The 1,290-nt window shown below is 73.0% G+C and carries 3 protein-coding genes; 2 read left to right on the forward strand and 1 reads right to left on the reverse strand.

Annotated features, from left to right (window positions below):
- Positions 1-320, forward strand: a 320-nt coding sequence (locus ABZ641_RS37940) for an NADH-quinone oxidoreductase subunit J (RefSeq protein WP_359989177.1), incomplete at its 5' end; no start/stop codon positions are given.
- A gap of 15 nt (positions 321-335) precedes the next feature.
- On the opposite strand, the gene ABZ641_RS37945 is transcribed toward ABZ641_RS37940, so the two are convergent.
- Positions 336-854: a hypothetical protein gene (locus tag ABZ641_RS37945; RefSeq protein ID WP_344626365.1), complete on the reverse strand. Its 519-nt coding sequence runs from the start codon at positions 852-854 to the stop codon at positions 336-338.
- Positions 855-938: 84 nt separating this feature from the next.
- Between ABZ641_RS37945 and ABZ641_RS37950 the strand changes: the two genes are divergently transcribed.
- A complete protein-coding gene (locus ABZ641_RS37950) occupies positions 939-1,226 on the forward strand; it encodes a hypothetical protein (protein WP_359989179.1) in 288 nt (95 codons plus the stop codon).
- The last annotated feature ends 64 nt before the right edge of the window (positions 1,227-1,290 follow it).

Here is a 1,290-nt window from a genome sequence, read left to right on the forward strand (position 1 = left end):
CCCAGCGCCGGGCCAGGATCACCCAGAGCGGACAGCAGTTGCCGGGCCTGCTCCAGATCCTGGTGTACGGCGGCGCGGTGGTGATCCTGCCGCTCACCTTCCTCTACGGCATCCGCAGCCGCCGCATCCAACTGCTGTTCGTCGGCTCGGTCGCGGCGCTGATCGGCTTCAGCCTGCTGCTGGTGCTCGTCCTCGACCGGCCGTTCGCCGGGGAGTTGAGCGTCAGCCCGAGCCCGTTCAAGGAGGGCGCGCTCACCAGGTTCTGGGACGGTCCGGCGACCTCCGGCCCGGGAGTGGCGGACGCACCGGCACCGAAGTGACCGGGCCGCGGCGGCTCAGGCGTCCGGCCCCTGCGCCCGCAGGCGCCGGACGTTCTCCAGCGAGTCGCGCAGTTCGTCCAGCCACGACTCCGAGTGCTTCTGGACGAGACGGACGCACCAGCCCAGCGCCTCGCTCCGGCTGCGCGCCACCCCGGCCTCGACCAGGGTGTCCAGCACCTGCCGCTCCGGCTGCCGCAGCCGGGTCATAACCGGCGCGGACACCGTGGTGAACAGCCCCCGGAGGCCGTCGCACTCGGCACCCCAGGACACCTTCCGGCCGTACCGCCGCTCGGCCTCCCGCGCGACGGCCATCCGCGCCTCCCGGGTCCGCTCCCGGAACTCCGCGATCCGTCCCTCGACCGCCGCCTCCCGCTCGGCGTCCGACACCCCGTCCGCCAACTCCGGCGGCGGAATCCGCCCGATCACCGTGATCTCCTCCCGGTCCACGGTGATCTCCACCAACTCGCTGTACAGCCCGTCCGGCAGCCGCCCGGTGAACCAGCCGCGCAGGGCCTCCTGCTCCGACGTAATCATGTAATCATCATTACTCCGCACACCTCCCACCGCAAGGGCCGGGGCGGCCGCGGGCTCGGTGTCGCCGTCGACGACAATGCCCCGGTGAAGACGTGGACCGATCGGCTGCCGCAGATCCCCTACCCGGACCGGGGTCTGCCGGCGGAGGGGCCGTGGATGACGCTCGAGGAGGCCGCGTCGCGTCTCGGCATCGGCGCCTACCACCTGAACGTGCTGACGTCCGTCACCCACCGGATCGGCCTGGTCCGCACCACGGGCACGGAACTCGCCGTCATCCGGGCCGGTGTCGAGGCGGAACTCGCCTGGCGGGCCACCGCGAGCACCGGGCAGAAGCTCCGGCGCCTGCTCAAGGACACCCTCGCCGCCCTGTGAGCGCCCCGGCCCGGCGGCTCACCCGGGAACGGGCCTGCCGCACGGTGGCGCCGCCCGCGAAACC

The organism is Kitasatospora sp. NPDC007106, assembly GCF_040634455.1.
Classification (GTDB): Bacteria; Actinomycetota; Actinomycetes; order Streptomycetales; family Streptomycetaceae; genus Kitasatospora; species Kitasatospora arboriphila.